15 protein-coding genes and 1 riboswitch are annotated in these 25,557 nt (G+C 47.5%); of the genes, 7 read left to right on the top strand and 8 right to left on the bottom strand.

Annotation, left to right across the window (positions count from 1 at the left end; all coding sequences use genetic code 11):
* Positions 1-4: 4 nt before the first annotated feature.
* Complete coding sequence (locus K5Q92_RS05210) at positions 5-1,387, top strand: sigma-54 dependent transcriptional regulator (RefSeq protein WP_220767995.1); 1,383 nt, start codon at positions 5-7, stop codon at positions 1,385-1,387.
* A 91-nt stretch (positions 1,388-1,478) separates the two neighbouring features.
* Here K5Q92_RS05210 and K5Q92_RS05205 read toward each other — a convergent pair whose 3' ends face one another.
* From K5Q92_RS05205 to K5Q92_RS05180, 6 genes are all read right to left on the bottom strand, one after another.
* The gene (locus K5Q92_RS05205) at positions 1,479-2,753 is read right to left on the bottom strand and encodes a dicarboxylate/amino acid:cation symporter (RefSeq protein ID WP_220767994.1); all 1,275 of its coding nucleotides are present in this window, start codon (positions 2,751-2,753) and stop codon (positions 1,479-1,481) included.
* A gap of 447 nt (positions 2,754-3,200) precedes the next feature.
* Positions 3,201-4,421: a phosphoenolpyruvate carboxylase gene (locus K5Q92_RS05200; RefSeq protein WP_220767993.1), complete on the bottom strand. Its 1,221-nt coding sequence runs from the start codon at positions 4,419-4,421 to the stop codon at positions 3,201-3,203.
* A 1-nt stretch (position 4,422) separates the two neighbouring features.
* Positions 4,423-5,076 (bottom strand): hypothetical protein, encoded by a 654-nt coding sequence (locus tag K5Q92_RS05195; RefSeq protein WP_220767992.1) that lies wholly within the window; start codon positions 5,074-5,076, stop codon positions 4,423-4,425.
* A complete protein-coding gene (locus K5Q92_RS05190; RefSeq protein ID WP_220767991.1) occupies positions 5,076-8,750 on the bottom strand; it encodes an ATP-binding protein in 3,675 nt (1,224 codons plus the stop codon). The genes K5Q92_RS05195 and K5Q92_RS05190 overlap by 1 nt, the downstream gene beginning before the upstream one ends.
* Before the next feature lie 437 nt (positions 8,751-9,187).
* Positions 9,188-10,558 (bottom strand): sodium:alanine symporter family protein, encoded by a 1,371-nt coding sequence (locus K5Q92_RS05185; RefSeq protein WP_220767990.1) that lies wholly within the window; start codon positions 10,556-10,558, stop codon positions 9,188-9,190.
* A 216-nt stretch (positions 10,559-10,774) separates the two neighbouring features.
* A riboswitch (glycine riboswitch) is annotated at positions 10,775-10,920 on the bottom strand.
* Between the two features lie 366 nt (positions 10,921-11,286).
* Positions 11,287-11,991 carry a DUF3581 domain-containing protein gene (locus K5Q92_RS05180; RefSeq protein WP_220768035.1) on the bottom strand — a complete coding sequence of 235 codons (705 nt, stop codon included), beginning with the start codon at positions 11,989-11,991 and terminating at the stop codon, positions 11,287-11,289.
* Positions 11,992-12,226: 235 nt separating this feature from the next.
* On the opposite strand from K5Q92_RS05180, the gene K5Q92_RS05175 reads away from it, so the two are divergent.
* The 6 genes from K5Q92_RS05175 (at position 12,227) to K5Q92_RS05150 (ending at position 20,437) form a co-directional block, all read left to right on the top strand.
* Positions 12,227-14,416, top strand: coding sequence for a TonB-dependent receptor domain-containing protein (locus K5Q92_RS05175; RefSeq protein ID WP_220767989.1), 2,190 nt, complete (start codon positions 12,227-12,229; stop codon positions 14,414-14,416).
* Between the two features lie 288 nt (positions 14,417-14,704).
* Positions 14,705-15,883 carry a porin gene (locus tag K5Q92_RS05170; RefSeq protein ID WP_220767988.1) on the top strand — a complete coding sequence of 393 codons (1,179 nt, stop codon included), beginning with the start codon at positions 14,705-14,707 and terminating at the stop codon, positions 15,881-15,883.
* 119 nt (positions 15,884-16,002) lie between these two features.
* A complete protein-coding gene (locus tag K5Q92_RS05165) occupies positions 16,003-16,527 on the top strand; it encodes an FMN-binding protein (RefSeq protein WP_220767987.1) in 525 nt (174 codons plus the stop codon).
* A gap of 222 nt (positions 16,528-16,749) precedes the next feature.
* Positions 16,750-17,502, top strand: a complete 753-nt coding sequence (locus K5Q92_RS05160; protein WP_220767986.1) for a hypothetical protein — start codon at positions 16,750-16,752, stop codon at positions 17,500-17,502.
* A 315-nt stretch (positions 17,503-17,817) separates the two neighbouring features.
* Complete coding sequence (locus tag K5Q92_RS05155) at positions 17,818-18,615, top strand: PepSY-associated TM helix domain-containing protein (RefSeq protein WP_220767985.1); 798 nt, start codon at positions 17,818-17,820, stop codon at positions 18,613-18,615.
* Between the two features lie 646 nt (positions 18,616-19,261).
* The gene (locus K5Q92_RS05150) at positions 19,262-20,437 is read left to right on the top strand and encodes a sugar transporter (RefSeq protein ID WP_220767984.1); all 1,176 of its coding nucleotides are present in this window, start codon (positions 19,262-19,264) and stop codon (positions 20,435-20,437) included.
* A 133-nt stretch (positions 20,438-20,570) separates the two neighbouring features.
* Here the strand turns inward: K5Q92_RS05150 and mrcB are convergent, their stop codons facing one another.
* Together mrcB and hrpB are read right to left on the bottom strand one after the other, a co-directional pair.
* Positions 20,571-22,937, bottom strand: coding sequence for a penicillin-binding protein 1B (gene mrcB / locus K5Q92_RS05145; protein ID WP_220767983.1), 2,367 nt, complete (start codon positions 22,935-22,937; stop codon positions 20,571-20,573).
* Positions 22,938-22,961: 24 nt separating this feature from the next.
* Positions 22,962-25,499: an ATP-dependent helicase HrpB gene (gene hrpB, locus K5Q92_RS05140; RefSeq protein WP_220767982.1), complete on the bottom strand. Its 2,538-nt coding sequence runs from the start codon at positions 25,497-25,499 to the stop codon at positions 22,962-22,964.
* Positions 25,500-25,557: the final 58 nt, after the last annotated feature.

Here is a 25,557-nt window from a genome sequence, read left to right as displayed (position 1 = left end):
TCACATGAAACTTGCTAGAAATATTCTCCTAGTTGACGATGAAGCGTCATGGCTTAGAACGCTTTCAATTACGCTTAATCGCCTTGTGCCTGAAGCGACTATTGATACCTGTGTCGACAGTCGCCAAGTGATGAGCCGGCTACAGACTGGGGATTACGCTTTAGTACTACTGGATCTCACTATGCCGTTTCACTCCGGTGAAGACTTACTTGAGATGATCCGTAAAGAGTTCCCTAAGACTCGCGTCATCATAGTTACCGGCGTCAATGAGGTTGATACTGCGGTGCGCTGCATCAAAAATGGCGCCTATGACTACTTTATTAAAACAGACAACGTTGACGATCTAGCCCGTACCGTTCGTAGAGCATTGGAAGTAGTCGGTCTCGAACGCAACTATCTGCGCATTAAAGAGAGCTTCTTAAGCCGCACCCTAAATCGCCCTGATGTGTTTAATAATATCCTCACCTGCGAGCCTGCACTACTGGATCAATTTCGCTATTTAGAAGCCGTAGCCTTAAGCCCCGAGCCCATTCTTATTCAAGGTGAAAGCGGCACGGGTAAAGATGAGTTTGCCAAATCTTGCCATCAGCTTATCTGCGCCGATGCGCCCTTTATTAACGTCAACCTAGCGGGGATCAGCACCTCCGCATTCGAGCTACAGCTTTTTGGGCAACTGCACACAGGTGAAGACGGCCAGATCAGCGCTCAGGCTGGCGTGCTGCATCAAGTCCAATCGGGGCTACTCTATCTCAATGAAATTGGCGACCTGCCAATTGAAGCCCAAGCCAAGCTTGTGGATGTAATTGAGCATAAGCAGTACTACCCAATTGGTAGCGATAGAGCTTACCCCGTGCTGTGCAAGATCATCACCTCGACTCAACACGACTTACTAGCACTTAACCAAGCGGGCAAGTTCAGAAGCGATCTACTTTACCGTTTACGCTCACACACCATCAAGCTACCACCGCTACGACAGCGTAAACTGGATTTGGCTATGCTGATCAACCACTTCATTAGCTTAGCCGCGAAAGAGATGGGACTGAGTGAGCCACAGCAACCGACCTCTCTTGCCCAGCAATTAGCAGAATATGACTTCCCCGGCAATTTGCACGAACTGAAGGGGATGGTGTTTGACGCCGTGAGTCGCAGTGACGGTATTGCGCTCAATATCACCCCTTTTATGGAGGCGATTAACTTAAGTAAACCTGCCAATCATATAGAGAGTGATCAGCTGATTTTTCCTAAAGTGTTACCAACTCTTGCGCAGATGAGTGACGCTCTTATTCAGGAAGCGATGAACCGCACCGCCAATAACCAAACGGCAGCGGCGCAGATGCTAGGCATAAGCCAGAGTGCCTTGAGCCGACGAATCACTAAAGAAAAATAATACCAAGGTAAGAAACAACAAATAGAAAACAAAAATGCCAGCAAGTTGCTGGCATTTTTATCTTCGGACAGTCAGTGCTAGTCTGCTGGTGTTAAGCCTGAGCTTGTGCTTGCACTTGTGTTTGAGCTGGTGCCAACTTAGCGTCAGCATCCTTTTCGGTTTCATTCACTATGGTCAACACTGCAGTATCGCCCACTACGTTACAAGAGGTCAGCACCATATCGATTAGACGGTCTAGGGCTGCAACAATTGCGAATGCCTCTACAGGTAAACCCATCTGATGGATAAGCACACCAATCATCACCATGCCGCCGCCTGGTACACCACCTGCGCCAACTGACAATAGGAAGATACTAAATAGCAATGCGGGTAGCTGCTCCATCGAAATTGGCGCGCCAAATGCGTTAGCAACGAAGAAGATAGCGATAGTGATATAAATTGATACGCCGCCCATGTTCATGGTCGCGCCGAGCGGTACACCAAAGCCAGCTACTGAGCGATTAACCCCAAGCTTTTCGGTTAGGGTACGCATAGTCACCGGAATAGTCGCATTGGAACTCGCCGTCGACAGTGAAAATAAAATCTGTTCGCGGGTCTTAGCGCGGAACTCTTTTGCCGAAACCTGAGTAAATAGACCAACCGCAAACGGATAGACTACAAAAATCCATAACAGTAATAGGCCGACGATCAGCGCTAGGTATTCGACCACACTGCCAAAGATAGCCGCTTCCAATGTTGCACCTAGCTTTAGCATCAAGGCAAACACACCGATAGGCGCTAACTGCATCACCACGCTAATCAGCTTCATCATGATCTTATTTGCCACTTGGAAGCCATTTACCGCGCTTTGCGCCGCTTCACCAAGAGACTTAATCACGCCACCAAGCAGCAGCGCCATAAAGATAACTTGTAACATGTTACCCGAACCAAAGGCGGTTATCGGGTTGCTCGGTACGATACTGACAATCAAATCGACTAGGTTAGGTAGCTCTGTTGCCACAATATCAACGCCGCCACCGCTAGACATATCCACGCCCTTGCCTGGAGCAAGCAGCAGTGCCACGCCTAATGCTGCGAAGATAGCCACTAAGGTGTTGATGATATAGAAGCCGAATGTCTTGCCGCCTAATCGGCCGAAACTATTGAGATCTTTAAGCTCGCACACGCCACAAACGATACTAACGAAGACCAGCGGTACCACTAACATCATGATCATATTAACGAACATGGTGCCAGCGCCTGAGGCTAGCTCGACGATTGTGCCAGAGAAGAAGCTGATATCAGCGAGAAAGTATTGGATGATAGAGCCAAAAATGAGCCCTGAAAACAGACCAATAAAGATCCGGGTCGAAAGTGATTTAGTCATTTGCTTGCCTTATTGGGACATGTCTTAGCGCATGCCTTCTATTGCCTTCAATCTTGATGAAAACTTGATTTCCATCTCATTGTGCAGGGATAGTGAAACATGCTGGCAAGAATTTCAATCTAAAAGGGCAAAATAGTTTTTGAAACAGCTTGGTAACCCCACCAAAAACAACCGCATAACCACTTGATATAAAACAACTTAATATAGATACAAATACAAACCACCTAGACGCAACTTTTACACCAGCAACATTTTTGCATCATTTTAAGCACGAAAACTTAAAAACAGCACAGTTTAAAGCACTACCGCGACGGCGCGTGACAGAATTAAAAACCATGCAGGGCACCGCAAAAAGTACATATCGTTACGCATCAGCAAATACACCGATTAATGCTCATAAAAAAAGCACCTTTAAAAGGTGCTTTTTGTTAAGCGATTATCGCCCGTTTACGCCAGCCACAACTCGACATCTTTAATGATGAAATTACCGCTATAAACTGGGTCTGGTTCGCCGATATGTTCAAGCTCGAAGTAACTACGATGCTCTTCTGGCAAACCTTCATAGCCGCAAATAACCTGATACAGCCAGGATTCTCTGTCCCAAGGGAGCTGCTGTTCGTCAAGATATTCCAGCGCTGACTGGCTCTTACCTGAGTCGATAACTGCACAGAAATAGCCATCAACTGCTAGCTTAAGCGGATTATCGGGAATATCAAAGTCTTCCGCTTGGGTAAGATCAACCGAGACATCTTGCTCGCGCACTGCGCCCACATCATTTAAGCGATCGATACGCTTAATGTTAGAGACAATCTCAAGTAGCTCTGGCTCTAAGCTATGGTTATGCACATCAACAGATGCTGGTGCCAGCAGCGGCTCAGCAATATTAAACAGTGCCGGGAGTTGCTTATGACTCACATGATCGGCAGGTTTGTAGTCTGGGTGCAGATCGGTATACAGCAACCAACCTTTTAGCAAACGAGTACGACCGCGAATTTGACGGAATCGACCCAGTAGCTCAAGCAGACGTGCCTGCACCACACTTAGCTCCTGAGTACAGTCACTCAAGGTCTCCTGCAAAGTGGTCACCAGCAGTTTTCGCAGCTCGCGAATATCGCCGGCTATCTCACCGAGTTCGCTAAACTGGAACATCTCAAGGCCATTCAGCAACTCGGAGACTTGGCTCTGTGCCAACTCATTTTCACGGATTTTTGCGTTGATACTGCCCACATAACCAAACTCGTTGTTAATACGGCTCCACAACACACGAATCGAGTAACGCAGACCATCGGCGAAGCTATAAACATGCTCACTTAAATCGGCAAGGTAAGCCTCAGAGGCACTGAAATCCACATTATGGCGTGCCTCTTTATAGTGGTCGGCCAAGGTTTTGATGGTGGCCAGTGACGAGCCCACATTAGAGTCGATTTGACGATTACGCTCATCACTCAAGGCTTCCTCAAGCAAAGCTCGAACCGAACGCTTAAGGCGCAGTTCTTGCTCAGGCTCTGGTCGCCACAGAATGTCGCTCTTTTGCAGTTTATCGATGGCTTGAGCGTTACTCTCATCGACCGAGACAGAGCCAGATAAGTAAACGTCCATCACCAGCTCTGCATGGCGTCCAAGCTGTTTTAGCAGCTTAACACCGGCTTGGTGTAAGTTACTGCTCATATTAGATTAGATCCCTTTGAGTGGCAGTTTCAGCTTGGGCTTCAAGGCTTAAGCCTTCTGTCTCATCGATAAAGCGGATCACCTCATAAAGGTAATCGAGCTTACCCGTGGCGATATAGATCTGCTTTTCACTATTCGGGCGAGTCAGGTAGCCAAGCTCTACCAAGCGCTTAAACACCAGCTTGATTTGCGCATCAACATTGGTACTGGTTGAGCCAAATAGGCGGTAATGACTGATCTTAGCTAACTGCTCACGAAACGCTGGCGTGTCTTCGATACGGGTCTGCAGCTCGGTTAAGCGTACCGCGACCCCTTCAGATAGCGGCGCATCTTGGCCACTGCCCTCTTGCACCAGTACCAGCCACTCCACCAGCGGAATAAGCGCATTACAGATATCTTTAAACTGCGATGAAATGACCTTACGCTCACCATCACCTAGCTGCTGATAGCCACAGAAGAACACCTCTCCTTCACCAGCCGATCCTATAGTGCGATTGATTTGATTCAGATACTGCTCAACATAGTCACGAGTCGATGGGCTTTTCAATGCGCGCCAGCCGTCTTCATCGGTAGTACGACAGATAAACTGACCTTTAAGTAAACGTTCAATAAGGGCGCTAGTGCCAACGATGGTGGTTTCGGTTGCTTGGCTCATTACACGGCCTCCTGAGTACGTCGCTGATTGAGTTTCTCGGCGATCGGATTAACTTGAGGCTTAACCACCTGCAGTTTCTTGGTTTGTTTGTTGATGATGTAACGGTTCGAGAACAGGTTCAGTACCTCAGACTCAGGGTTCGGGAACGCCCCCAATACTGAGATATTGTTATTCTCACAGGCATCGAAGATCTTCTTCACGTTACCGTGGTGCAAGGTACCTAATTCATCGATTGGCCAGTGAATGGTCACTTCAGCTCGGCCACGTAGTAGACGGGTAAAGGCAAGCAGGAACTTACATAAGATCAGGTAAGCCATACCGTGACTAGATGACTCATTTAGCTGTCTGTCGGTGCGGATAACTAAGTCGCTATTGCCCTCTTTCAGGCGCAGCTCAATCTCAAGCAGCTTAGCGATACCACCAGACAGTGCAGCGCGGCCGATAATGTCTAACGCGCGGCGCATGCTATTGGTGTAATCCTCACCCGGCAAGTCGTTAAAGCCATCGGCCTTCCAGCGTTTAAATGCCTTAACAAATAGCTCTAGCTCAGGCCAGAACTCTAGTTCACTAATGCGCGAACGAATTTTAACCGCAGATTCTGATACGCCATCGAGGAACAGCTCTTCACCCACTTCACGGGTAATACGTGCGCTTTGGGAGGCAATGCGGCGGTCAATATCAGCCAGTACATCGTAGAAAGCTGTTAAATCGACACCAAAAATACGCCCTTGCTCACGTAGCGCCATAATCGACTGTGGCACCATGACGTTAAGTAACTGCTCAAGCTGTGGCACTAACTTGCGGTAATCAAGAATACGGATGCCTTTGTCGTTAACAAAGCTTGATTCTTCACGGGCACGTTCCCAGGTCTCAGATAGACCTGAGCCTGATTTGCTAGCTATCACTGAGTCGAAGTGCTCAACATATTGCTTAACCGAGCCCATTAATGAGTCGCGTTTCAGTAACTGCTCTTCACCTTGACGTAGGCGTTCTGACAAGCTGCCCTGAGCATCATCATTGCTCCCTGGTAGCTTAAGCTCACTGAGTTTACGCATCACGCTGCGCAGCTTAGTTAAGTTTTCTGAGGCTTCAATTTGCACCGCATCGGATTGCTTACGCTCGCCATCTAGCTCGTTACGCTTAGCCTTAACTTCGTTAGCCTTGCTCTTAAGTTGCTGCTCAAGGTCGAGACTCGCGTGCTTCACCTTGCTTAGCTCAGACTGCAGCTTAGGCTTACGCTTAAGCCAAGTGTGCTGATACCAGTCGTCATAACGTAGCACTTCGCTGCGGCGCTGCTCCGCCTTACTGATATTGCTCTCAAGGGTACGAATTTCTGCCTTAAGGGCGACAATTTTCGCTTCGTCGACACCACGAGACTTAAGCTCATTTTTGTACCACTGCTCACAAGCCTTCTGCTCACTTGCTGCGTGCTCACGGCGGCTTTGAATATTGCTCTTAACTTGATTTAGCTGAGTCTCTAACGCGCCAACTACTTCTTGCCAGTAGGCATTCTTTTCCATGCGCGCTTCAAGTGCCTGCTCTTTTTGCTCTTCGAGCCACTCTTGTTGCTGAGCCTGAAGCTGTTTAATGTCACTGTCGATGCGAGCTAGCTGCTTCTGTGATGCGGCCTTACGCTCGTTTAGTGCAAGATTTATCTTCTCCTGCTCTGCGCGCTTGTCATCAAACAGGCGACGTAGATCGTCACGACTATTCTTATAAGCCGTACGAGCAAAAGTCAGCTCACGCAGTAACTTATCTAGCTCGGTATTGCTGGCAACTAAGATATCTTCCGCTTCGGCTTGCAGTTCTTTGGCGCTAGATAACGCCTCTTCTGCGGCGGCATGCTTCACTCTTAACTCTTGCTCTGAGGCGGCATATTCTGGCGCGTCGATCGCTTTTAAGTCCAGCGCGATACCATATAGCGATTCAAGGTTTTCACTGCTAATGCTTGGGTGCAGATCGCTGCGGTGCAGCAGTTCTGAATTAATCACCTTACCGAGCGTGTTTTCCCAGCCAGCCGCCTCTTTACGTAAAAACTCCAGCAAAGTATGCGACTGTGGGAACAGCATATGAGTCAGCTCTTCCAGCTCACTCTGGCGTTCTGTTACGCGAATACCGGCCACACGTAGACTCTCGTTGGCCTGATCACGCTTGGCTCGAAGCTTGCGCTCTTCACTCGATAGACGGTCCACTTTGGCATTACAAGCTTCTTGCTCTTCATCGGCGCGAGAGATGCGCTCATCGAATACCGCAAGGGCAAGCTTTTCCTCTTCGGAGTAGGTCACGCTGTCGACACGTACTTTTAGCTCTGCTGCATTGACCTTTAACTGATAGGCTTGCTCGCTAAATTGCGCCTGACCTTTCTCTGTGGACTCGCGCCACTGCGCCTCTAGCTCAGCAAGCTCGCTACGGCCAATCTCTCTTTGTTTGTCACGGGATTCACGCAGGCTATCTTGTTCTTGATGTAGGTTTTCTAACTCGCGGTTAAGACCTTCACCAATCTTGCTGCGGCGGGCATTGTAGGCCGCTTCAATATCTTGATGCTTCTCGGTTTGCAGCTTATGACGCTCGCTTAGGTTCTCTAAGCTGCCGCGCCAACTTGGAAGCTGCTCTAAATCTGATTTAGCCTGTTCAATATCAGCATCTTGAAAACTTGCATGCTGATCTTCAATGGAGTCCAGCTCATGCTCGCACTTAGCCACATCGCCTTTGGCGGCAGATAGATCAAGGTTTAACTCATCGCGCTGCTCTTTCCACTCGTCATCAAGCTGACGCAACTGAGCGTTTAACGCCTTAGACAAGTCTTGATGATGCTCTTGGCGCTCGATTTCGGTGGTTTCATCTTTACTGTAACCACGACGCAGACTGGCAAGACGCTGCTCAGTGCTAAGCAGTTGGTCAAACTCCTGCTCGAGTTTTTCAAACTCTGGGCGAATTTGCTCGAAGCCTTGGATTAGCTGACTCTCACGGATCCACGCCTCAACACGTTGTGGATTTAAGCGCGAGCTTGGCGGGTTAACCCCGTCCTCTTCCAAGATGGCGGCAATCATCGACTTGATTGTTTCCATCTTGCCCTCTTTCGAGTGCACCGCTTTAGCCAGTTTTTCGATATGGCGCAGTGAATGCTCTGCTTCACACAAAGAGAACTGACGCGCGTAGTTACGCAACTCATTGCGGTTACTACCCGTGCTCAATAGCGCACGGTCATTTTGGATAATGGCTCTAAATTCACGGGTATTAAGCAGGTTGGTGACCGCCACACCGGCGCGCTTCATCTCACGGCCTAGCTCTGCCATGGTGAAGCATTGAATGCTATCGCCCTGCTTAGTCTTGATGTAATCCTCAAGCTCGAAGCCTTTGGCAATAAAGCGGTAGTTAACGCCCTTGCCGTCGCCAGCAGATGCCAATACCGCTTGATAAGCTAAGCCATCAGACTTGATATATTCATAGATGATAAAGCTTGAATCATGGGGCAGGTACCAACGCTCGAAACTGTCACGGGTTGATGGCACCACTCGACTCGGGTATTCACCATAAAAAACCGGAACCAGACGCTGCAGTGTGGTTTTACCCGATGCGTTAGTACCACAAATATTGGTGTGGCCATCCAGGGCCAGTTCTACCACACCTGGTAGATGAGTATCGATAAGTATGATGCGATTTAAGCTTGGCATTGCATTCCTTAATCCAAACAGAGCCGTAACGGTAAGCGCTGTGGGCTTACATTAAGCTAAAAATGTCAGGTCTAATATTAGGTCTAGTGTTAGGGCTAATATTAGAGCTATAAAAAGTTTTGATGGTCACTAAATTAAAGGAAAGCGCCACACTTGGCAATTATGCCTAAGCGACTACAGCAGCGGTTTCGATGACCAGATCACAGAAGCGAGATCATACGCCATTTTTAGGCTTTTTGATGCTCAATCAATCGGCAGTTAACAGGCGACATTGCTAATATAAAACTAAAACCGTCTCCAAATAAAAAAGCCCATCTCACTTATGATGAGATGGGCTGACTTTCAGGCATAAACTCATTAACTTAACTTGTCGACTTTTAGCCACCTTTGAGCAGATAGCCCTAACCGTTCAAGACGCTCACGGGGATCCGCGAGCCTTAAGCTAATGAACTTTGGGTCGCTAGTGCTTGTTGCTTGGCAAAATATTTGCGGGTCTCTTTTAAGATCACATGCCTTAAACCAATCAGTGCAATCAAATTAGGTATAGCCATCAAGCCGTTTACGGTATCAGCCAGCATCCAGATAAGATCTAAGTGAATGAAGGCGCCACCGGCAATTAAACCTAAAAAGGTAAATTGGTAGATCTTAATACCGTTATCACCAAGGCGGCTGCCCGTTAGGTAATACCAGCAACGCTCGCCGTAATAATGCCAACCGAGAATAGTAGTAAAGGCAAAACACACCAGTGCGATGGTAACCACATACTGACCAACCACTTCTGAACCACTGGCGGCAAATGCGGCGCTCGTCATGGCAGCACCGGCTGCATCACCGCTCCACACACCAGTAATGATCAATACTAGGCCTGTCATGGTACAGATTAAAATCGTATCGAAAAAGGTTCCCGTCATACTCACAAGACCTTGCTCTACCGGCTCATTAGTTTTAGCTGCCGCCGCAGCAATAGGCGCGCTACCAAGGCCCGACTCATTTGAGAATACCCCGCGTGCAATACCAATCTGCAGCGCCTGAGCAACCGTTGCGCCTAAGAATCCGCCCGCGGCTGAAATAGGGGTAAAGGCCGAGTGCAGTACTAACTCAAAGGCAGGAATGATCTGATCGCTAAAGGTAAACAGTACCCACATACAAGCCAACACATAACCGAGCGCCATGGTTGGTACCAGCTTTTGCGCCACATTAGCGATGCGCTTCACGCCGCCCAGTGTCACTGCGGCTACCATTAAGGTCAAGATAACGGCTGTCACCCAAGCAGGCACCTCAAAGGCAATTGTCATGGCATCACTGATCGCATTAACCTGAGCAAAGGTACCGATGCCGAAGAACGCTACGCCAACACCGAAGATGGCAAAGATCTTTGCCAGCCACTTAAGCCCTAGACCGCGCTCGATATAGTACATAGGGCCACCAGCAATATTACCCTTGGCATCAGTGGTGCGATACTTTACTGCCAGCATACATTCGGCGTATTTTGTTGCCATACCGAAAAAAGCCGCTAGCCACATCCAAAACAGGGCGCCGGGACCACCGATTTTAATCGCGGTTGCCACACCGACAATATTACCAGTACCGATAGTTGCAGACAGCGCAGTACATAACGCAGCAAAAGAGGATAGATCGCCCTTACCGTTTGCAGGTTTAAACAGTAAACCTAAGGCCATAGGTAATTTAAAGACTTGTAAAAGCTTGAGTCTAACAGTTAGATAAAGGCCGGTTCCGACCAATAAGCACAGGGTGATAGGTCCCCAGACAATGGCATTGATTTCGGCTAAAAGCGCGTGAAAATTCATGGTATTCCTCGAGTATTAAACAGCAAAACTCTCTAAATAAGAGTTATTAATAATCGGAGGAGGAAAAGAAATGGCTGTTGCAGATCACCGACGGATGCAACAGCGATAGTGTCGACCTAACTTCACTTAAGTGTAAGCTAGGCTGAAAAAGGCGCAGCGACAAACGACAGTGACTTTTTGTAGCTAATAATTGACTTAATTAAAGCTAGCACAGTCATCCTCTCCTCTGTCCTTTTGCCTGAGCGTTTCGCGTTAACTCATAGCTGGGTTTAATAGCTGAGCTAACACTTTCGCCTTCGGCGCTGTGTGACAATCAAGCTTACGAACACTTAACTGCTCACAGTCTCTCCAGAGGCTCGTCCAGTAACAGTCCTCACCACAATGTGGCACCTGAAAGAGTGCTTTGTTTAGCTTAAAGCCTAACAAAGTTGCCTCGTCGGTGTGGGGTTACTCCCCACTCTCCTGCTACCTTCATCCGAACGGATCCCCAATCCTTGTCTAACCATTAGGGCCAGCAAGCGATAGGGACAGATAGAATGCTCCCTCATCGCATTTGCAGCAAGTGAGCTTAGTCACATTTTTAATCTTAATCGTTCATTTGCGCGTTTTTGATACGAATCGATGTTATTTCGCGCTAAAGCCTAGACTAAAAACCAAAAAGCCACTCAAGCAAAATTGCGTTAAGTGGCTTTAAATAGGTTCTAAGATGAGCTGAGGCTTATAAACGGTTAACCGAAGGCGACTCTACGGCTCTCGTATGCGTCACACATCTGCTGCGCCGCTTCCTCTTCATATGGGCGCAGACCGCTCATAACCAAAGTTTTTACGCCGCTACCCACCACAGTATCACCACTGAGTAGCTCAAAGGTCAGTGTCACATCGCCACGCTTACCTTCAATCTGTAAGTCTTGCTTAACCAGCTTTAAGCTAACTTCGGTAAAGTCTAAGGTGGTTAAGTCAAACGACATGCTTTCGTAGATCACAAGTGGGCGCGCTGGGTTAATCATCATCTGATGCTGCTTCATCATTGGCACTAATATATGCATGAAGTTAAGACCAGAGAACGCCACATACTTGCGAATAAACGACTCAATTTGCGTCTCACAGTGACGCACATCGCCGCTGCGATGCACTTCGAGATAGCACTTATCTTTATCATCTCGAATATCAAAGTCTTCTGCTACCGCGTCAGGAAACTGCAGTTTAACCCCATCGCCGACCATACCAGCGAAGTTAAAGGTCATCTTCTGGCTTAAACCATACTCGTTGAGTACCAAGGCAAAAAGCAGATCCCCAGGCACACAAAAACGCTTAGCCGCAACATCATGGATAGGATTGAAGTCTTGTGCGACGCCTTTGGCAAAATCACTCGCCTGAGCAGGAGTGATAGATACAGATTGATTTTCTTTTTTAAAATAAGAACTTAAAAACATATTCACTCGAACATCTTGTTAGCCATAAAAATGACTCGACAGTTTATACCATGATTGAGTTTTCACTCACCCGATGACTTGCGACGCATAAATCGTGTCCAGCATGTTAACAAATGTAAAGAGTGTCAACTTTAAGTTAATTTTAATAAAGTCAACATAGGATCCACGCAAATGATAATCAATCCCATTAACATTTAGTCAGAGATTTAATATCTCTATCCTATACGGAGCTCCTATGTCACACCGTAATACGCGATCTTTAAGTTTGATTTCAACTGCGTTACTCGCTGCCCTCTCACCTCAAATCATGGCACAGGAGTCTGACTCCCAGCCGACCATGGAACAGATCAGTATTTTTGGAACACACAATCCACTTAATACCGTTCCTGGCAGCGCACACCTCATCACTCAAGCCGAGCTAGATACCTTCAAATACACAGATATCATGCGCACACTCGCGAGTATTCCTGGGGTCTATATTCAAGAGGAAGATGGTTACGGTTTACGACCAAACATAGGTATGCGAGGCACCGGACAAAATCGCTCAGAAAAAATCACCATCATGGAGGACGGTGTTCTTGCAGCGCCAGCTCCCTACGCATCACCTGCGGCCTATTACTTCCCCACACCAGGCAGAATGGAGTCTGTTGAGATCCTAAAAGGAAGCTCAACCGTAAAATACGGACCAAGAACCACAGGCGGCGTGATCAATATGCTATCTCGCCAGATCCCCGAAGAGGAGCTAGCGGGTAAACTCGATGTTGCAGCGGGTCAAGATGGTTTTGGTAAAATCCACGCCTATGCCGGTGGACAGGGAGAACGAGTAGGTGCCGTAGTGGATCTCTATCGTTATCAAGCCGATGGCTTTAAAGATATCAACGGAGTGGGTGGCAACACAGGTTTTGAAAAGAATGATGCGCTGGCAAAAGTAAGCATTCGCTCTGCTGAAGATGCTAAATATGCGCAGGTGGTGGAGTTTAAGCTGAAATACTCAGATGAAGTCTCAAATGAAACCTATATGGGCTTAACCGATGCCGATTATGAAACGACACCCTATGCTCGCTACTCGGCCTCACAAAAAGATGTGATGAATACTGAACATAAACAGCTGCAAATCAATCATATTATCGACTTTAGCGATAACCTTACCTTAGGCACAACCGCCTACTATAACGACTTTGCGCGCAACTGGTATAAAGCCGATAAAGTAAATGACCTTAAACTCAGCCAAGGTGGGGTTGAGGCCGCCTCTGCATTTGATAAAGACCCATCCATGGCGCCTATGGATGTAAGAGTTAAAGCAAACAATCGGAGCTATATCTCACAAGGTGTTCAAACTGAGCTTAACTGGTATTTAGATAATCATGATCTCGCTTTCGGCGCTCGCTACCATGAAGATGAGATGGATCGATTCCAATGGGCCGATCACTATACGCTGGACTCAAATCAGGTGATGACCTTGAGTGAAAGTGGTATTCCAGGCACCGACTCTAACCGTATCGACAGTGCCAAGGCCATAGCCCTTTATGTTCAAGATAAGATCCAGTTAGGCGACTTCAACATTACCGCAGGCCTTCGCTACGAAGATGTGAAGACAAACCGCACCGATTGGGGCAAAGAAAATCCAGGACGTGATGGTCAGCCAAGTAAAGATATCGACAACAGTTTCTCGGCAACTTTACCTTCACTCTCGGCAACCTATCAGGTAAACAGCGACTTCTTAGTACTCGCCGGGGTTCAGAAAGGCTTTGCCCCTGCCTCTCCTGGCAATGCAGATAAAAAAGAGGAGCAGAGCTGGAACTATGAGGCTGGCGCCCGTTACAACAGTGGTGAATTTAGCTCAGAGGCTATCTTCTTCTACAGTGATTACAGCAACATGCACGGTGAATGTACCGCTTCAAAAGGCTGCGATGATGACAATATTGGTGATCAGTACAATGGTGGCGAAGTGGATGTTAAGGGACTTGAATTAAGCCTAGGCTACAGCTTTAACACTGAAAATGATTTCAGCTTCCCAGTGAAACTGGCCTACACCTACACAGATGCCCAGTTTGCTAACAGCTTCGAGTCTGATTTCGACCCATGGGGTGATGTTACTAAGGGAGATAAACTTCCCTATATTGCTGAAAATATGCTGTTCGCATCGGCTGGCGTAAAGGCTGATAGCTGGGAACTGACTGTCGCAGCCCGTTACACCGATGATATTCGCACCCAAGCTGGCCAAGGTGAAATTGCAGCAGATAATCTAATCAAGGCTAAAACCATCGTCGATCTATCGGGCCGCTATTTCATCAGTGAGTCCCAAGAGCTTTACCTCACCGCAGAGAACTTATTCGATAAAAAATATGTTACCTCTCGAGTCTATGGTTCCAACTTTGTCGGCAAACCTATGACGGTAACAGTAGGCTATTCGTATAAATTTTAAGCAAACCAAGTATTTCCCCATAAACAAAGCTTAAAATTAAATTAATTTTTTTTCTTGTACAAAGGTGAGCATTAAGCTCACCTTTTTTTATGTCAAAAAAAATCTTTCCCATTAAAAACAAAAACCTAACAACAGCAACACTGGCAACACCGAGCAATAAATAAATTTACACTTAATTTACAAACCTTGATCTTTGTCAAAAAAGGTAATGATAACGATTTGCATTACCGAAATCAGTTGTTAGAATTCAGCCAAATTTAGCAACCCTTAAATAACAACAGGGAAAGAATGATGATGAAAAAAACCTTACTTGCCACTGCGCTAGTTGGCATGTTCGCGTCGCAAGCTGCTGTCGCGGCTGATGATTCTGCAGAGCTTCGTAAAATTATCGAACAACAGCAGAAAGTACTTCAAGATCTTGAAAAGCGTCTTGATGAAACTGAGATGCGCGTTGAGAAAACCGCCGATGTTGTAGAGGCATCTGCAAGCGAGTCTAAGAGTGCAACGACTATCGGTGGTTATGGTGAACTTCACTACAACAACATCACTGATAACAAGTCAGGTAAAGACAAGAAAGCTATCGACTTCCACCGCTTTGTGCTGTTCTTTGGTCATGAGTTTACTGAAAACACCCGTTTCTTCTCAGAGCTGGAAATCGAGCACGCGCTTTCTGGTGACGATAAGCCAGGCGAAGTTGAGCTAGAGCAAGCGTATATCGAGCATGACTTCAACGAGATGTTTACTGGTAAAGCGGGTCTATTCCTCGTCCCAGTTGGTATTATTAACGAAACTCATGAGCCACCAACTTTCTACGGTGTTGAGCGTAACCCAGTTGAGAAAAACATCTTGCCAGCAACTTGGTGGGAAGCGGGTGCGGCACTGAATGTTAAAGCCGCTCCTGGTCTAGCGTTCGACGGTGCTATCACTTCTGGCCTGAAGGTTGATGATACTTATAACATCCGTGGCGGTCGTCAAAAAGTAGCTAAAGCCGATGCCTCAGATCTTGCCTATACTGCTCGTGTTAAATACACAGGCGTAACAGGTCTAGAGCTAGCCGCAACAGCCCAGTACCAGTCAGATCTAACTCAAAGCAAAGCAGGTGTTGATACGGCTTCAGCAACCTTGCTAACGGCTCACGCTATCTATTCGATTAAAGGTTTCACTGTTAAGGCGCTATACGCTCAGTGGGATATCGATGGCAAAGAAGCAGAAGCGCTAGGTCGTGATGAGCAAAACGGTTGGTATATCGAACCATCTTACCGTATCAATGAAAGCTTTGGTGTATTTGCCCGCTATAACGAGTACAACAACAATGCTGGTAACAGCGAAGACACTAAAGTTGAGCAAACCAATGTAGGTATCAACTACTGGTTGCACGAGAACGTGGTCTTTAAAGCCGACTACGAAAAAGTCGGTGGTGCTAAAGACGCTGACGGCTTTAACTTAGGTGTTGGTTACCAGTTCTAAGTTGAACCAAGCTTAAGCAACTGTACTTGAGCAGTAGAGTGAGTGCCCAGTTTGGGCACTCACTTATCTCCCGAGCCAACAGGCTCTACTTATAACATTACCCCGATGAAGCTACCGCTATGAAGTTATCCTTTACCATCATGACTCTCCTTACTTCGTTGCTATTGACTAGCGTGGCGAATGCTCGCGGAACCTATCAAACTCCTGAAGATTTTATCTCTCAAGCCTTTAATGGCACACCTCCGAAATCCAAAGTCCTTTGGATTGATGATGAAACTAAGTCCGTTATCGAGTCGATCCTCGCCCACAGTTTTAGAAAAATGCGTCTACGTTACTGGCAGCAAGATAATCAAAGCGTGTGGATCATGGACGAGATAGGTAAAGAGGCCCCAATTACAGTAGGCATTCACGTCAAAGATAATGCAATCTCCCAAACTAAAGTGTTGGTTTACAGAGAGAGTCGGGGCGATGAGGTTAGACACGAGTTCTTCACTGATCAGTTCAAGTCAGCCCAGTTAACTAGTGATTTAAAACTCGATACTCATATCGACGGCATTACAGGGGCAACTCTGTCCGTTAGAGCACTGACAAAACTGTCGCGTATTGCTCTTTATTTAGATGAGCAACTCACCGCTAACAATTAAGCAATCCTAGGGGCTTAGCGGGCTTATTGCGTATAGTGACTTTTGTGACTGCTGGTCGACATGTATAACCAACTGAAGAGCCCAACTCCTTGGGACTGACCTCTGTGAAAGTTTAAGCTTCACAACCGTCATTACAGGGAGGAAAAATCGCTATTCCCCACAATCAAAATAATGCTAGATTGTTGTTACCGTTTGTTATATCCGTATCAGAGTAGTCGATTAATGAATGCAAAAATAAAAATGCTAGCGGCAGGTTTGTTATGCCTCAATCTCAGTGGCTGTGAATATATCGAGAATATTTTACATCCAGATGACGACGATGAAGTGATCGTTGACGATAACTTCAGAACTCAGGCTCTACAACTTGGATTATCAGATGAAACCATAATCCGTTTATGTGCGGCAACAGATGAGATCAGTACACGCTGCATTAGCAAATTTAACGATACAACAAATCAACAAGAAGTGAGAGTTGAATATACTTTCAATGATGTGATCCACAAAAATAACTACGCAAAAAGCACCGCTGCAAGCCGAGTTATTTTTCAGTTACCGGCAGATGGTGCGACAGCAAGTATTACGTTTGAAAACAGCCGAATTTATCAGTTTAACGACGGCTATCAGTACACTTGGCAAGAGCCCACTGACTTTAAAACGGCTAAGATTGCTAAAAGTACACAAGAAACCATTGCCGAACTCGTCAATGTAGCTGTCACTACTCGCTTGTCAGACTCCAAATTATCCAATGTCTCAAGTGCAACCATGAGCAATAGTGACTACTCATTAACTGAAGCACAAGATGCCATTAATGCTGCCAACACAATGTTATTCCCCGAGTTAATTGTCAATGTTACCAGCAATGTTCTAACTGAACCTACTGATGCATCATTTGCGATGTTTACTGCTGGTCATAGCGCTATTTTTGCCAATTACTCTGCAACTTTGGCTACTGCGATTGAACAAAGTTGGTTTTAACTACCAAGCCTAGCACTGGGTATGAAGCAATACTCAGTGCCTTACAATCGTGCCCTTCACTAATAATAGTGAAGAGGCGCAGCAACAAGGTCACCAATACAGTGAGCTTGTTCTAAATGATGACAGTCCATTTTTCCATGTAGCTATCTACCTAGGCTAAAAACTAAACAAGCCCATTAGGATTACCATTTAACGGTTTTGTCGTAGCATTTGTTGTTGTAAAGTAAATAGCTTGTATTCGCATTTGAGGCGCCACTATGATGATTTTAAATTTGGCGTTAAAACAATAATAATCGGTCAATAGGCCCAATAAAAATGACCCGAAAACATCCAAGCCTCAAAGTTAAACTGCTGCGTCAACTTCGCCCTTGGCACCGCCGCATAGGGATTGTCTCCACCCTATTGGTGGTATTCATCGCCATAACGGGCATATTAATTAATCATAGCAACCACCTCTCTCTCGATACTGCTCAAGTCAAGCAAGGCTGGCTGTTGGATTACTACGGCATTAAAGCGCCTACCGATGTAGTCCTGTATCAAGCCAGCCCACAACAGTTAATCAGCTCCGAGGCTCAGCTTTGGCTAGAGGATAAGCTTATTCTAGAGGCTAGCGGCCAAATCTTAGGCGCTGCTGTCCACGGCGAGATGATCGTCGCCATCGACCGCAGTCATCTCTACCTTCTCTCTCCTCAAGGAGAGCTATTTGAGACCCAAAGCCTAGCAACGGGCTTACCGAAAAACATTGAGGCACTCGGCCAAAGTGAAGAACTATGGCTCAAAACCGCTACAGGCCTATATATGGCTGATACCGATCTTATCGAGTGGACACAGGCTCAGCCCTTCGCCGCTATCGACTGGGTTAAGCCAATTGATAGCCCTGAAACTGTCGAGTTTGCTCAGCAAATAAGATCGAGCCACCTTAGCTGGGAGCGGGTACTACTTGATCTTCACAGCGGCCGCTTCTTCGGCACTCTTGGCCCTTGGATAATGGATTTGGTTGCCTTAAGCATGCTTATCATGGCGTTTACCGGTTTCTATATTTGGCTGCAACACAAGCCACCAAGAAAGAAGGTTTTAAAGAAGGCTCTAGGAAAAGCAGGTTCTAGGTTTTAGGAAAAGACGGGAAAGATCGGCCAAGCAAGGACGGTAAAAACAGAGACGAATAAAGCCGGAAGGGCAAAAGCGAAAAGAGACATAGATTTTATAAGCTGGCATTTATGACGTCGTCATTGATGGGCGAAAGCCCAACCTACATTAGAAACACCATACACGCCTTTGACTGTATAGCAGGACGTAGTCCGCTCTAGCAGCGAAGCGTTCTAGAATCTAGGTTCCAGAGACAGGCTGAGACAGTAAGAGCCGAACGGCCTGCGGCCTAGAGAACGTGACTGCGTCACTTACCAAGCGCTGCGCTTAGAGAAAGCGGAAAAGCGGCAAAAGTAGTGATTTTTTTGTTTTTTCTTTTGTTTTTTCTTTTGTTTTTTCTTTTGTTTTTTCTTTTGTTTTTTCTTTTGTTTTTTCTTTTGTTTTTTCTTTTGTTTTTTCTTTTGCTTTTCTTTTTGCTTTTCCTAGCAGGGCGTAGCCCGTCCTCGAAGCGAAGCGCTCTAGACTCTAGGTTCTAGATTCTAGCCCCTTCTTTTAAAACTACTGCCCTGCTCACAAATCAAACATTTTGCATTCTGGCAATCACTTCCCCCCTCGCCAAAAATTCGATTTGAGCGTAGACTTGCCGCCCTTTCAATTTTGGATGTTAAACGCGATGAAACAGCGCCTTGTCGCTTGGGCACCTGTGTGGCTACTGGCTCTTACCGCCTTCGTTTTTGTCTCTACTGAGTTTGTACCAGTAGGGCTCTTAGCGGCCCTTGGCCAAAGTTTTGATATGAGTGCAGTGGCTATCGGCCCCATGCTGACAGTGTATGCCGCGGTGGTCGCACTTGCTTCTTTGCCAGCTGTGCTGCTGTTTGCCCGTTTTGAACGCAAAAAGCTGCTACTTGGATTAATGTCTGTTTTCATTATCAGCCACGGGCTCTGCGTTTGGTCGCCAACTTATGAGATCTTACTCGCAGGCCGCACCGGTATCGCTTTAACTCACGCGCTGTTTTGGGCTATCGCTCCGGCATTAGTGGTGCGCTTAGCGCCTAACGGTCAAGGCGCAAAAGCTTTGAGTATATTCGCCACGGGCTGTGTACTGGCCTTAGTCTTAGGTATTCCTCTGGGACGCGTTATTGGGCAATTAATCGGTTGGCGCAGCATTTTTGCCTTAATAGGCCTACTCACATTGGCGATGATGTTGTTACTATGGCGCGGTTTACCAAACTTACCTGCAACCCATGGCGGTAGCTGGCGAAGCCTACCTGCACTTGCAGGTAACAAAGCGCTACTCTGGCTATATCTACTGACAATGACACTCGTAACTGCACATTACAGTGTTTACACTTATCTTGAGCCACTACTGCAGGAGCATTTTGGCTATTCCGCCAATATCACCACTATGATCTTACTGATTTTTGGTGCTGCAGGATTAATTGGCAGTGCATTATTTAGCCGCTATCAAGCGCGCTTTGCACAGCCTTTGCTGATGCTAGCAATAGCGACGCTTGGCACTTGCATGGCAATACTGCCTTTTATCGCTAGCCACATTTGGCTACTGCTGCCCCTGTGTATTTTCTGGGGGACGGGTATGATGTTGATGTGTTTGTCTTTGCAATCCAAAGCACTCAAATTGGCACCAGAAGCAACTGACGTGGCTATGGCAATCTATTCAGGCTTGTTTAACGTGGGAATTGGTAGCGGTGCGCTGCTTGGGAGTGTTGTTGCAGCGCAATATGGCGTTGAACAAAATGGCAGCTGGGCAAGCCTATTAATACTGCTCGCTTTAGTGCCTTTGTTCTTTTTACTTCAAGCACGCCGAACCGCACTGGCTGTTCACTCATAGCATTGAGCCACGATTGACTATGCTAAAGTGCATTAAGCTATGTTAGCTCAAAGACTCGCAATCAGCAGCTTCACGCCGATATCGACACCATAAAAAACGCGAGAACAAAATACTATCTGCTCTCGCATTTCAATTAACCACCAATCAGCTTTTTCCACCAAGGCAGCGGCTCGCCGCAATTTTCCACTGGCTGATAGCTCTCGGCTAAGGCGGGCACCTTAACCACATTGGCACATTGCGGCTCCTCCGCTTTACCGGTATCTCGCTCAAAATAGCCTTGTACTACACCATCGACAGGCGCCATACGTAGGCTCAACGGCGCACGATTGTTGAGGAAGGCTTGGTACACAGCCATCGCCCCGCTACTGCCATATAGCCCAGTCTTACCATTATCGTCTCGACCAACCCAGACAGCAGCCACGTTTCGCTCATCGAACCCAGCAAACCATGAGTCTCGCGAATCGTTACTTGTGCCCGTCTTACCCGCCAGTGTCACATAGGGGAAGGCATTGCCTAGGCGTTTTGCCGTTCCTGAGTCCACCACCTGAGTCATGGCATATTTAACCAAATAGTTACTGGCCGCAGGTAACGCTTGTTTCGCTTGAGGGCGAGATGCAACAAGCGGCTGATTATTAGCATCCAGTACCGTGGTCACCGAGTTCAAATGACGATAGCGACCATCATCGGCAATAGTTTGGAACACCTGCGCCACCATTAAAGGCGAGCCGTTTACTGCACCGAGCAGCATGGATGGATACTCTGGGATTTTTTCCCGCCAACCCGCCTTATCTAAGGTGGTTGCCACGCTACTCACCCCTATCGCCATACCTAAATTCACCGTTGGCACGTTCATCGACTTTTTAAAGGCGGTTAATAGCGGCACCTGGCCACGGAACTGCTTGTCCACATTCTGTGGCGACCAGGTCTTGCCTTGATCATTCTTAAGGGTAATCGGCTCATCTTTTAGTGGTGACACTAAATTGTAGGTATTACCTTGGCTCAACGCAGTGGCATATACAAACGGCTTAATCAAAGAGCCTATGGGTCTGCGGATCTCCACTGCACGGTTAAAGCCCTGATAGCTTGGTACCTTATCACCAACCATAGCGGCAATGCCGGCAGAGTATTTATCGGTGAGCACCATGCCTACCTGTAGACTCTTATCGTTTTTACCTAGCTGCTTTAAGGTCTGCTCAACAGCCTTTTCGGCTGCCTCTTGGGCCATAGGATCTAGCGTGGTATAGACCTTCACTCCTGATTGCTGTAACAAGGCGTCACCATAGCGGCTAGCAAGCTCATGTTTTACCACGGAGAAGAATGCCGGCAACTTTTGATGCACAGACTTATTAGCTTTACGTAGGCCTAGCGGTGACTCGACGGCGGCCTGATACTGCGCCACATTCAGATCGCCCGCTTCCATCAATAGGCGCAAGACTAAGTCACGTCGCTCTTGAGCACGCTCAGGATAGCGCCATGGGTTGTAGTATGACGGTCCCTTGATCACCGCAACCAAAAATGCCTGCTGCGGCACGGTTAACTCGGCTATAGGTCGGCCAAAATAGAACTGCGAAGCCAAGCCCATGCCGTGTACACCACGGGCCTTATCCTGTCCCATATACACTTCGTTGAGGTAAGCCTCTAAGATCTCGTCTTTCTCGTAACGAAAATCGATAATGATAGCCATCAGGGCTTCACGCAGCTTACGGGTTATCGAGCGTTCACTGGAGAGGAAGAAGTTCTTCGCAAGCTGCTGGGTCAAGGTTGAACCCCCTTGCACCGTACGCCCTGCGCTGATGTTGACCATTGCGGCACGCAAGATCGCAAACGGGTTAACCCCGTGATGCTCATAGAAGGTGCGATCTTCAACCAAGATCAGCGCATTGACGATCGACTTTGGCATCTCCTCTGTCGGTACAAACAGTCGATCTTCACCATCACCCGTGATGATTCTATCTAGCAGTACTGGCTCAAGGTGGAACACGGCTAACTGTCGCTTATCGCTGTTACGGGCGACAGAAACCACGCCGTTGCTGTCGAAGGTAATCATCACCCTCTGCTCAAGCTGATCCCCTTGAGGATGGAGGAATGGACGGCGCCAGAGGTCGATCTTGGTCTTAGAAGCGGAAAACTCCCCCACTTGACGAGGATTCGCCACCTTACGATAACCAAGTAACTTAAGCTCAGACATTAATTGAGCGTGACTCACCGCCGCTCCAGGATAAAGCGCCATAGAGCGACTGAATACTTGCGCCGGAAGGTGCCATTTTTGCCCTTCAAACTTACGAGCGATGATCTGATCCAGATAGATCCCATAAGAGGCAATGGCCACGGCTAAAATAAGGCCAAGCTTCCAGCTGATAGACCAGATCTTCTTACCCCAACTTGAGCCCGCTTTCTTTGGAGCAGACTTTTTTGCTCTGGGTTTTCTGGTTGTGGTTCGTTTCTTAGCTGGCGCTTTCTTAGGAGCCGCTTTAGGTTTTGGTGTCGCTTTATCTGTCATTGTACTTCCGAGACGCGCTCAAGCTTATTGCGAGCTAAGCGTCTTCTTTTTAGTGAATTTGGTCGGTTGTGTATTGGCGGGATCATCTGGCCATAAATGCTTTGGATACCTTCCCTTCATCTCTTTCTTCACATGCTCATAGGGACCTTGCCAAAAACTCTCAAGATCTGCGGTTAACGCCAGCGGCCTATGGGCGGGAGACAATAGCTCCATGGTGACCACGAGTTTCCCTTGAGCAAGCTTAGGGCTGTGGGGCATACCCAGCGCTTCCTGTAATCTCACACTTAACAGTGCTCGCCCCGTAGCATCATACTCGATTTTGACACTTGAGCCTGTTGCCATTGGCCACTTTCGTGGAAATAGCGCGTCTAGTTGCTGCTGTAACTCCCAAGGCAACAAATTAAGCAGCAGAGTATAACAATCTAATTGCTGCAATTGTGCGAGACTACGCACCTCATCTAAATAAGGTGCGAGCCAATCATCAAGCTCACTCAACAAACTATCATCGTCTAGGCTTGGCCAGTCATGCTCTGGGCAGTACTGGTTAGCTAATGCCACTCGTCGCTGTAGCTGCTGACAGGCATCATTAAAGTTCATTAATGCCAGCCCCTTGAACCTAATTTGCTCAAGGAGAGCCTGCTTGATTAGGTGCTTATCCACTTTATTAATCGGTGCTTTAGACAATAAGATCTCACCGATTTTTTGCTGTTTCTCGGCAAAGAAACGTCCCTTGGTTTCATCCCAACCAGCGTATTCTTGAGTGACAACTAACTCGGCTAACTCACTATCAAATAACCCTGAGTCTAGCTGCGCTGCCAGATAGATCTTCCCCTGACTGCGGCCCTCGCTTTCTTGAAAGTCAGCAACCACTAACCAGGGGGAGCCTGACAATTGGTCATCATTGGGCAGCTCGACACCGCTGCCGTTTGCCAGCTGGTAACCAGTTACGCCGCGCGCCTTAGCGATGCGGTCGGGATAGGCGAACGCCAGCAACATAGCGATATCACGGCTAGTCGCATGGCGAGCAACCTCGGCTAAATCAAGCTTGCCAAGGGAGGAAAGCGCCAGTGTATTAACCCAGTTACGGATCTGTTTTTGCGACTCTCCCTGCAGCGCTTCGCTCAGATAGCGGCTGATATCCGCCCCCTGTCTACTGCGGCTGCGGGCTTCTAATGTGCCAGCCAATATACAAGCTAACAAAGCGAGGTTTACATCTTGATCCTCTATCGCCTTTTTCTTTGCCATCAACAGCATATGCGCTAGCCTAGGATTACAACCTAGCTTGTGTGCCTCGCGGCCATGTGGGGTGATTAAGCGGGACTCATTCACCATTTCCATAAGCTGAAGTAAGTGCCAACTTACCTCCTCATTAGCTGCTGAAGGCTCAGTGAGCATAGGCAACTCATTGAGGGATTTCACCCCCCAATAGGCTCCATCTAGTACCATGGACAAAAGATCGCTGTGCACTATTTCTGGCTCATCGGCTTTGAGCAAACGTCCATGCTCCTCTTTGCTCCAAAGACGAGTGCAGAACCCTGCCATTAAGCGCCCTGCACGACCCGCTCGCTGCGCCGCAGATGCTTGGCTAATTCGCTTGAGCGACAAACGGGTCACGCCTGTTCTAGGGTTGAATCGTGCTTGGCGTTTATAACCCGAGTCAATAACTTGAGTAATGCCTTCGATGGTCAAACTCGACTCGGCAACGTTAGTTGCGAGCACCACCTTACGCACGCCCTTTGGCGCCGGGGAAATAGCCAGGTCCTGCGCCTTGGCACTCAAGCTGCCATAGAGTGGGCAGATCATATAATTGTTTGATTCAAGACGAGCACTCAAGATGCCGTGTAATTTGTTGATCTCCCCCTGCCCCGGCAGAAACGCTAGTAGCGATCCTTGAGCATGTTCGCTCAGGCTAGCTACTATCACCTTAGCCATATGTTCTAACCAGTGGCTCTGATTGGGAACGGCGCTATAACTGTGCTCAACAGGAAAGCTGCGTCCTTCACTCTGTAACAACTTAGCTTCTGGCATTAACTCACTCAGAGGCAAACCCGATAAAGTGGCGGACATAGCGAGGATCTTTAAGTCCTCACGAAAGCTCGCTTGGATCTCCAGCGCTAAAGCCAGACCAAGATCTGTGGTAAGGTGCCGCTCATGAATTTCATCGAAAATCACCATATCGATCCCTGTTAGCTCAGGGTCTTGCTGGATCATTCGGGTTAACACCCCTTCGGTGACAATCTCTAGCCGCGTATTAGCCGACACCCGCGTATCACCTTTGACGCGATAACCCACCTCAGCTCCCAGTTCACAGCCACGCTGCTTGGCAATAAACTGCGCCACATTACGAGCCGCAACTCTACGTGGCTCCAGCATCAAAATTTTACCGCCGATCTCCGGCCAGTTCAGCATATCCAATGGTAGGGCGGTCGATTTACCCGCCCCCGTTGGTGCTTCGAGGATCACCTGCTGGCAACACATAAAAGTGTCACGCAGCGGCTGTAGCAATGCATGTATAGGTAGCGATGTCACGAGTGGCTCTATTACCCTTATGTTCGAGTTCATGGTGCGATGATAAATTTAATAAAACTGGGTTATAGTCAGCTTTTTAGTCAAGGTTGGT

It is taken from the genome of Shewanella sp. MBTL60-007 (genome assembly GCF_019654915.1).
Lineage (GTDB): Bacteria > Pseudomonadota > Gammaproteobacteria > Enterobacterales > Shewanellaceae > Shewanella.
The sequence above is the reverse complement of the archived record's forward strand: the minus strand, read 5'-3'. Positions and strand labels throughout refer to the sequence as shown.